Genomic DNA, 8983 nt, shown 5'->3' with positions numbered 1-8983 from the left:
CCTTTAGGTAATAGGAAATGCACAGACATTCAACAAGAATTATTGAAAAAGGTTAATTAGAAAATCTGAATTACTAAGTTCATTCTTGTTAACCATTTGCATAGTTTTCAGTCATACAAATATTGGAATTTAAATGAAACTAATAACTGCCCTAATCGCACTATTAGCTTTATCTAGTATCTCAACAGTACAAGCAGAATCAGAACCAGTGGCAGCTGAATCTATTATTGAAGAAAGACAGGAACAATTTAAAAGGATTTCTATAAGCCTACTAAGTGACTTTAATCTCGCTAAAGACTTGGCAAAAAATAATATAGAGAACGATAGGCAGGAGTTTTCGTTTCAGCTCTGCAAAATGCTTATCAATCTACAAGATATGGTCACAGTCTCCAACTTCTATAACGATTTACAAATTGCACATGAAGCTAAGGAAATAGCAGAAGGCATGCTAACAACAGTCTACGATACGATGGAGCGTAATTTAATAACAGAAGACTCATGTAAGGTTAAAGTATATGGAGACAACCATATAAATGAATGAGTCCTACCATCAGTCTAAAATATTATTTAATAGCTTATAAACTGAATGCTATATTTAGTTATCTGAAACTTTACAACAACTTATAAAATGAAACTAATAACTGCTCTATTGACTCTTATAACTTGTACAGCAGCTCAAGCTAACCTATTTGATCGAACAGACTTCATATTAGAAGACCGTGTAATTTCATTACCAACTCAAGAGTCTTACACAATCGAAAGCAACAGAATCAAAACTGAAGAAGCAGTATTAGCAAGCTCAATCAGTACAGCAGAAACCCTAGAAGCCAAAACTAAATTAGTTTGTGAAATTGTAGATCACAAGTTTGAACGGTTCGGTCTAGCATCAGCAAATCTCAAACACCCTGAAGCTAAAAAAGATTACAGCCAACTTAAACAAGAACTCGAATACGACATCAAAATGTTAGCTATCGGATCTATGAGCTGTAATATATAAATCACTGTATAGTATGAGAAATAAACAAAAACGGAATAATAAATATGATCATGCTGTTAAGAATAATTCGGGTTTTTTTTGGCTTTTGGTTACTTGGCTTAAGTGCCTCACTATTAAATCCATTACTAGCATCGTTTAATAACGGTACAGAACTTCCCGATACAAGGCACTTTGTCGTAGTGTTGATTGTACTAGGCATTGTTTATTTGATTTATTACAGTCTTTTCAAATTGATTAACTATCTACATAAAAAGAAGAACAAGGGTACTGTAGAACCACTGCTGAAGAATCAGGTGATAAGTTTGTAAAACTCTATATCTAGTAGTTTGAGATCTTGACAAACACAATATATTGTGTTATGGTTCACATACTTATTTAGAACGACTTAGGCTGAATAAGAGTAATAATAAAAACTAGGTCAGTCATTTTATATATCCTTTATTCCATCCTTAACTCATAGCTTATTTAGGTAGGCTATCAGATCCCCCTTTTAGCTCAGTTTAGTTTTTCTCTTTCTATTCTGGGCTACATTAATAGCTCTAATAATAGCTCTAATATTATAATAAAAATAAATAAGATCTGTATTTAAAACAGACATATAAAACTTTTAAAAAAGAGACATCTAATCACTTACGAATACAACGACTACAGTACAAAGACAATAATAATTAAAGAAAAGACTGCATAGATCCAAGTGCTAGATGAAGAATTAGATTGCCCTTCTATATACCTACACGCACGTATGCGCACACGCATTTTGCAACATCAACAGCAGATCAAAATAATAACTATAGGAACAATAACAATGGGATCAAAACCAAAAGTTCAAAAGCAGGATTCAGCTGAAGAGCTTGAACGTAAGGCTAAAGAGTTGGCTCAGAAAGAAGCTAACGAAAATACAGCATCGAGACGTAAATATAAACAAAGCTCTGTACTGGGTAGCCTATTTAATCAAGGTTCAGCATTAGGAAACATGATGCAAAGAAACCAAAACACTGGCAGTAACAATTCGAGTAATACGAAAACAGGGACTTAACGAGATTGAACGCACAACAAATATTAAAGCGTCTCTCTCAACTTAAATCTGAACGTGTAAAGCATGAAGCTACATGGCGTGATTGTTATAAATATTGCGCACCTGAACGACAACAATCCTTCCAAGACGTAACATCATCTGGACTAGAGCAAGAACGTAAGACAGCAAGAAATGAGTTATACGACACAACAGCATGTGAAGGTATCCAACTCTTAGTATCAAGCGTTTATAGCGGCACAACATCACCTGTTAGCTTATGGTTCAAATCAGTACCATCAGGCATAGATACACCCTCTCAACTCACACAAGGCGAACAGTGGCTCGATACAGTAGATAATTTTATCTTCCGCAATATACACAGCTCAAATTTTGATAGTGAAGTAACAGACTTCCTTACAGATCTAATTGTTGCTGGATGGGCTGTTTTATACGTTGATACTCAGCGTGATAAAGGTGGATTCTCATTCCATACATGGTCTATAGGTAACTGCTATATCTCATCAACTCAAGCGAATGGGTTGATCGATACAATCTACAGAGAGTTCGAGTTATCAGCCGAGCAAATCGTAACTGAGTTTGGTATTAATAATGTCTCAGACAAAGTTAAAGCTGCAGTAGAAAAGAAACCTGATCAGAAGTTCACACTTGTTCAAGCAATCTTCCCAAGAGATAAGCAATACATCAAAGGTGATGAAGGTAAACGATTAGGTAAAGCAATGCCTTTCGCTTCATACACAATAGAAGCTCAATCCAAACACATCTTAAAAGAGTCAGGATTTGAAGAGTTCCCATGTGTAGTAAGTAGATTTAGAAAGATCCCAGAGAGTCCATACGGCTTAGGAATGGCAAGTATGGTTCTAGCAGACGTTAAGACAACTAATCAGCTCATGAAGCTCTCATTACAGACCGCAGAGCTAAACCTCGGTGGACTTTGGCTAGCAGCCCACGATGGCGTTGTAAACCCTAATACACTTCGTATTCGCCCTAATGCAATCATCGCTGTTAACTCTATTGATAACTCTATTAAACGATTGGATACAGGTTCATCAACGGTTGGTATGGGCTTAGATTTCTTACAACACTTCCAAGCTAAGATTAAACGTACATTGATGTCTGACCAACTCACACCACAAGGTTCAGCACCACTTACAGCGACAGAAATACAAGCAAGAGTGAATGTATATCGTAACCAATTGGGATCTGTATTTTTTCGAATGCAAGCTGAATACCTTCAAGTCTTATTAGAAAGATGTTGGGGATTAGCAATGAGATCTGGTGTTTTACCTCCAGCACCTGAAGAGCTAATGCAAGCTTCACGTATAAGTTTTAATTTCTTAAACCCGATGGCTGCTTCACAAAAACTTGAGTGGGTAACATCAGCTCAAGAATTAATGTTGAATGTAGGTCAAATGGCAACAATTGATCAGACAGTCTTAGACAACCTTAACCTAGATGCAATGGTACAAATCATGGCAGATGGATTAAACGTACCTAAAGAAGCAATTCGTACATCAGATGAGATAGCAGAACTGAGACAGCTTAAACAAGAACAACAACAAGCTATGCAACAGCAACAACAGCAGCAGGCAGTAATGTCAGAAGTTGGCTCAACAGCAATGGACATAGCAAAAGATCAAGCGAAGAACATGAGTCCTGAGCAATTAGGAGAAATGTTTGAACAGCAATAAATATCAAAGAGTCTTTACAAGTAATGAAGGCATACAGGTATTAGATGAACTAATCGCTACCTTTCATGCACAGTTTATATTTGATAAAGACTCAGCTACACAGACAGCATTTAACTGCGGTCAGAAAGATGTCATTGACTTCATCTTGGCTCGTATTAAAGAAGCTGAACATAACAAATAACAAGAATTAAAAAAGAGAATAATAATGACAGACAATGTAGAACAACTACAATCTAATGAACAAGATACAGCTTCAGATACTGTATTAAGTACAGTTAATAATAGCTCTAATGAAACAGCTATTCCTGATAAGTTTAAAGTGGTATCAGAAGATGGATCAGTAGATTATAAAGCGACAGTAGCGAAGATGAATGAGAGCTACAGCTACTTAGAGAAGAAAGTCGGAACTGGTGAAGTTGCTCCTAAATCAGCAGATGAATATAAGATTGAACGAGAAGATTTTAACTTTGAAGACTTCAAAGCAGACGAATCAAATAAGCAATTTTTATCTGAAGCACACAAGCATGGAATCACAAATAAACAACTCGACTTCCTACTATCTGAGTACGACAAACGTGCGGTCAATCTAGTTACTAACAGCTCACAGTTTGATACGGACTCAACTATCCAGTCGCTTCAGTCAGAATGGGGAAATGATTATGAATCTAATATTTTCTCAGCCATTCGAGCAGCTAAATCAGCAGGCTTATCTGAAGAACACATTAACGATCCAAGTATCGGCAATAACATTCATGTAATTAAAGCACTCGCTTATTTTGGTTCACAGATTGCAGAAGATAGACCAATTAATAACGGTACATCAGTTAGTACAGACATTACTTCTTTAATGCGTAGCGAAGCCTTTTTCGATCCTCGCCATCCTGAACATAAGTCAGTGAAAGCTCAGATCGATTCGTATTACAACAGCCTAAGACGATAAACAAATAGCTCCTGAAGTGGCGTTCAGATAAAGCTTTAAGCCATACCCAAGTCCTTATGTAGAGCATAGGAAAGGTATCACATACATCAGCCCATACGGACAACTGAGACATCTACTAGCTCTACAATCACAACAATAATAAAGAGCTAATAATAGCTCTATTAATAAATCTATAAAAATAAGGAAAATAATAACTATGGCAACTTCATGGGACACTATTGATAGCGTATTTGTAAAACAGTACGCAGACACATATTTAGCTCTATTAGAGCAGAAAGAATCAAAACTGTTAGGAACAGTAAACAATATTGGTGCAGTAACTGGTGTTGGTTTTAGCTGTAACGAACTCGGATCATTGGGAGATAATTTTACAACTCCTACACGATTCGGTGAAACACAATATACAGATGTAAGCTTTGCTTCTCGTTTTGCAGTTATGAGTAATTTTGACAATTTTACTCGTATTGATATTAATGAGTTGTACAAGCTAAAAGCACAGCCACAAGATGAAATTCTGCAACGCTTACATGCGAAGTGGAATAGAAAAATTGATAGTGTTATTTACAACGGCTTAATTGGTACAGCTCAACGTAAAGAAAACGGCTCAGATGTATATACTCAAGTGACACTACCAGCCGATCATGTATTAGGTGATGTAGCAACTCCGATTACAAAGCAGCTTTTAATTGATATCAGAACTAAGTTTCTTGAAAACGATGTAGATGAAGAAATTACTTTGCTCTATAACCCTTCAATGCTTAATGCGATTTTGGCTGATAAAGAACTTACAAGTGCTGATTATATTGCGGCTCGTATGCTTCAGAACGGTCAAATCTCAGACTTTTTAGGCTTTAAATGGGTAATGTATAACGGTATGACTTCAACAGATGGCTTGTCTGCTACTGGCGTTGCTTACACACGTTCGGCATTGCAACTTGGTATGAACATCGTATCTCCTTTAAAAATTGTAGAAGTTGAGACTCAAGGTCGTATGCTTTCAATTGGTGAAAAACGTGCTACAGGGTGTGTACGAACAGACGAGAAGAAAGTAATTGCTTTCAAATTTAAAATTTAATAGCTCTATTAATAAAGCTAATTAAATAATATAAAGCTCTTTATCTTTAACAGGATAGGGAGCTTTCATTACCTAATAATAAAAATAACTAAGGACGCTACATGACAACTAAAATTGATATATGCAATCAAGCTTTAAGCCTGATCGGGTCAGATAGCATTACAAGCTTTGACGAAAAAACAAGTATAGCTAAACGTATGAAAGGTATGTATGACACATCACGTAAAGCGTTACTTAGACTCCATCCATTCAACTTCGCAACTAAGCGAATCAAACTATCACCATTAACTCAGAAACCTGATTTCGGTTATGAGTATCAATACCAACTTCCAAACGATCTAATCAGAATCATTTCAGTTAGCACAGATGATTATGTGCAAGAGACAGATCGACTACTCACAAATACAGAAAGTATCGAACTCATTTTCGTATTCGATAACGCAAACGAAGAAACCTTCGATTCACTATTTATTGAATGCCTAATTTTATATCTGGCTTCTAAAGTAGCTAAACCAATTACAGGATCTCAAGGAGCAGGGGAGTCCTTTTATATCCAATGTCAGGACCTAATCAAACAATCGAAAGCAGTTCAGGGACAGGAAGTTTTGAGTATGCAGTTCTTCAAAGATGAAGATTACACATTAACGAGACGATATGGCTAAGATCAATTTAATAAAGAATAACTTCACTTCAGGAGAGTTAAGCCCATTAATTTGGATGCGCACCGATCTAAACCAATTTAAGAATGGAGCAAAATCTGTAGAGAATATGCTTCCTATAATTGAAGGAGGTATCAAGAAACGTGGCGGCACAGAGCTATTAAGAATTGAACAAGATGCAATCCGAATCATTCCTTTTGTGGTCAGTCACGGTAATAACTTTCTTGTAGTCTTCAAACCTTTCTCAATCAATATTCTGAGTACGGAAGGCACATTAATTAAGACCTTCTCAACTCAATACACAGCATCACAGATCAAAGACATTAACTTTTGTCAGAGTCGCTATAACCTTTGGCTCGTACATGGTAATCATCCAGTATCTTGGATTAGATGCTCAGAGGATTTTACAAATTGGGCGTTTGATAAATTCACTTATTCAGTACCTCCATTAGAAGACACATATACGCCTGCGCTATCACTTAAATCTACAGAAATGAATGTAGGCAAGACGACAACATTAACAGCATCAATCTATGCAATTCATGCAACGAACAAACAATACACAGTAGGGGATATCTGTTATCTGCTTGTCGCTGGACCTTCCATTAAGTATTACAGATGCTTAGTAGATCACATGAACCAAGTGCCTAAAGATGAATATGCTTCAACAACAGATCCTGATACTGGAGAAGTGACGTACACAGAAGTTGTTTACTGGCAGAAGATCTCAATTGAAGAAGCAACTGCTTTTAACTCATCTATTGTTGGTAAATATATCTTTGTAAATAGTGGCGTAATTCGAGTAGACCGCTTCATTTCACAGACTCAAGTTTCAGGTGAGATTCTAGTCAAACTAAGTGCAAACGTAGAAGCTATAGCTCGATCTTGGACAATCAAAGAACCTATCTTTAACGAAACATTTGGCTACCCTAGAGCCATCACATACTTTCAACAGCGTTTAGTTTTAGCTGGATCAAGTAAGTATCCAAACTATATTTGGTTGAGCCGTACAGGTGATGAATCTAACTTTCTGACAACTACATTAGATGGTGACTCATTCACTGTAGCTGCGTCTTCAGAACAATTATCAAACGTCCTACATCTTAGTCAGAGTAGAGGTATCGTAGTTTTCTGTGGTGGATCTGAATTAACTATTAATGCTCAAGACTCACTGAGTCCAACGAATGCAAATATCTTAGAACACACAGCTTATGGAATTGTCTCAACCATTAAACCAATTAAGGTCGGGAGTGAGCTTCTATTTATACAGCGTGGTGCAGAACGAATCCGCACACTTGTTTATGACTATGCACAGGACGGCTTAGTATCGAATGAGCTATCAGTATTAGCATCACATCTTGGTGAAGATGGTGGTGGCTTTAAAGAGATGACATACCAACAAGAGCCAGACTCAGTAATTTGGATTGTTATGAACAATGGAAAACTAGCAACGCTAACACTGGATCGAGAGCAATCAGTTATCGCATGGGCTAAACATGACATAGGTGGGAATGTAATTAGTATTGCATCGTTACCATCAACTACAGGGGCTGATAAAGTTTATTTTCTAGTAAACAGAGATGGCTTGCTACAAATTGAACAGCTAAAAGAAAGTCTATTACTGGATACAGCAATCACAACTCAAGTTACGCATACGGAAGATGGCTGTACTGTAAAGCATTCATTGATCAACATACTTGGTGAGAATGTCGCTGCTTACTATAAAGATGCAACACATACCTACGCTATTCCAATCTTACATAGAGAAGGGGATACGATTCATATTGAATGTGATGATTTAGTAGAAGAGGTCATTATCGGTAGAAAGTTCACAGCTAAAGTTAGCCTACTTCCTCCTGATTTAAGCCAAGCTCCAACAACAACGAATCCTGCTTTATTTAAAGTGGATCATTTAAACCTTTATATGTACAAATCCATCAACCCTAAAGTGAATGGCGAAATGATAGAGCTGAAAGAGTTTGATGAAGAAGCTTTAGATAAGCCAAAACAATTTACAGGTCAGAAGAGAATTTCTTTAGATGGCTGGAATACATACGACAATTTCAAATTAGAAATATCACAAGATGAACCGTTGCCATTCCACATAACAGCAGCGGTACTAGAAGTGAATATGAATGACAGATAATTATCGGCACTGAGTTACTACATCAGTTGCATAGCAAATTGCACTCGATCCATCTGGGTGTTTTACATAAATATAATCACTAACTCGTTCATAAGTAGAGCCATTAGAATCGTAGCCAGAGTTATCATCAACTTGGTAATATGTATTACCATTATTTCCGTAAGCTCTATCACCCGTATTATAATAGCTAGATCCATCACTACCATAAGTAAAACTACCAGTGTTTGTGTAATCAACTGGTTGTGAGTCATTTTTATTAGAATTAGAAAAAGCCTCTATAATCTGATTTAGCCCATTAGCTATCTGTTGATTGCCAGAGTTAAAATTATAATTGTTTGTAGGAATATTGATCCAGCTATGGCTATATTTATCTGCCAAAGCTGCTGTAGATATATGTGCAAGTATCAAACAGAAAAATAGATTTTTCATATTGTTTTTTAAT

Annotated in this window: 10 protein-coding genes; 9 read left to right on the top strand and 1 reads right to left on the bottom strand. The window is 36.4% G+C overall.

The features are described from left to right. Positions 1 to 133 precede the first annotated feature (133 nt). The 9 genes from FTU34_RS15210 to FTU34_RS15170 all read left to right on the top strand — a co-directional run bounded on the left by FTU34_RS15210 (position 134) and on the right by FTU34_RS15170 (position 8541). Complete coding sequence (locus FTU34_RS15210; protein WP_180036093.1) at positions 134 to 541, top strand: hypothetical protein; 408 nt, start codon at positions 134 to 136, stop codon at positions 539 to 541. A gap of 108 nt (positions 542 to 649) precedes the next feature. Continuing rightward, positions 650 to 997 carry a hypothetical protein gene (locus tag FTU34_RS15205; protein WP_180036092.1) on the top strand — a complete coding sequence of 116 codons (348 nt, stop codon included), beginning with the start codon at positions 650 to 652 and terminating at the stop codon, positions 995 to 997. An 805-nt stretch (positions 998 to 1802) separates the two neighbouring features. After that, positions 1803 to 2033: a hypothetical protein gene (locus FTU34_RS15200; RefSeq protein ID WP_180036091.1), complete on the top strand. Its 231-nt coding sequence runs from the start codon at positions 1803 to 1805 to the stop codon at positions 2031 to 2033. Positions 2034 to 2038: 5 nt separating this feature from the next. Further along, complete coding sequence (locus FTU34_RS15195) at positions 2039 to 3721, top strand: portal protein (protein ID WP_180036090.1); 1683 nt, start codon at positions 2039 to 2041, stop codon at positions 3719 to 3721. Continuing rightward, complete coding sequence (locus FTU34_RS15190) at positions 3708 to 3902, top strand: hypothetical protein (RefSeq protein WP_180036089.1); 195 nt, start codon at positions 3708 to 3710, stop codon at positions 3900 to 3902. Before FTU34_RS15195 ends, FTU34_RS15190 begins: the two co-directional genes overlap by 14 nt. A 24-nt stretch (positions 3903 to 3926) precedes the next feature. Next, entirely contained in the window at positions 3927 to 4661 is a 735-nt protein-coding gene (locus tag FTU34_RS15185; protein ID WP_180036088.1) for a hypothetical protein, read from the top strand. Positions 4662 to 4857: 196 nt separating this feature from the next. After that, positions 4858 to 5736, top strand: coding sequence for a phage capsid protein (locus tag FTU34_RS15180; RefSeq protein ID WP_180036087.1), 879 nt, complete (start codon positions 4858 to 4860; stop codon positions 5734 to 5736). A gap of 101 nt (positions 5737 to 5837) precedes the next feature. Then, positions 5838 to 6398, top strand: a complete 561-nt coding sequence (locus FTU34_RS15175) for a hypothetical protein (protein ID WP_180036086.1) — start codon at positions 5838 to 5840, stop codon at positions 6396 to 6398. Further along, the gene (locus tag FTU34_RS15170; RefSeq protein ID WP_180036085.1) at positions 6391 to 8541 is read left to right on the top strand and encodes a hypothetical protein; all 2151 of its coding nucleotides are present in this window, start codon (positions 6391 to 6393) and stop codon (positions 8539 to 8541) included. Before FTU34_RS15175 ends, FTU34_RS15170 begins: the two co-directional genes overlap by 8 nt. Here the strand turns inward: FTU34_RS15170 and FTU34_RS15165 are convergent, their stop codons facing one another. Beyond that, positions 8542 to 8970 carry a hypothetical protein gene (locus FTU34_RS15165; protein WP_180036084.1) on the bottom strand — a complete coding sequence of 143 codons (429 nt, stop codon included), beginning with the start codon at positions 8968 to 8970 and terminating at the stop codon, positions 8542 to 8544. Positions 8971 to 8983 lie beyond the last annotated feature (13 nt).

The sequence above is a fragment of the Acinetobacter sp. YH12094 genome (genome assembly GCF_013419295.1).
GTDB classification, from domain to species: domain Bacteria; phylum Pseudomonadota; class Gammaproteobacteria; order Pseudomonadales; family Moraxellaceae; genus Acinetobacter; species Acinetobacter amyesii.
Note: the sequence above shows the minus strand (reverse complement) of the source record. Positions and strands in the feature narration are given on the sequence as shown.

What these genes read in the sequence shown, in the direction of transcription:
- FTU34_RS15210 (WP_180036093.1), top strand. Translation starts at nt 134, where the DNA reads ATGAAACTAATAACTGCCCTAATCGCACTATTAGCTTTATCTAGTATC.
- FTU34_RS15200 (WP_180036091.1), top strand. Translation starts at nt 1,803, where the DNA reads ATGGGATCAAAACCAAAAGTTCAAAAGCAGGATTCAGCTGAAGAGCTT.
- FTU34_RS15185 (WP_180036088.1), top strand. Translation starts at nt 3,927, where the DNA reads ATGACAGACAATGTAGAACAACTACAATCTAATGAACAAGATACAGCT.
- FTU34_RS15180 (WP_180036087.1), top strand. Translation starts at nt 4,858, where the DNA reads ATGGCAACTTCATGGGACACTATTGATAGCGTATTTGTAAAACAGTAC.
- FTU34_RS15175 (WP_180036086.1), top strand. Translation starts at nt 5,838, where the DNA reads ATGACAACTAAAATTGATATATGCAATCAAGCTTTAAGCCTGATCGGG.
- FTU34_RS15170 (WP_180036085.1), top strand. Translation starts at nt 6,391, where the DNA reads ATGGCTAAGATCAATTTAATAAAGAATAACTTCACTTCAGGAGAGTTA.
- FTU34_RS15165 (WP_180036084.1), bottom strand. Translation starts at nt 8,970, where the DNA reads ATGAAAAATCTATTTTTCTGTTTGATACTTGCACATATATCTACAGCA.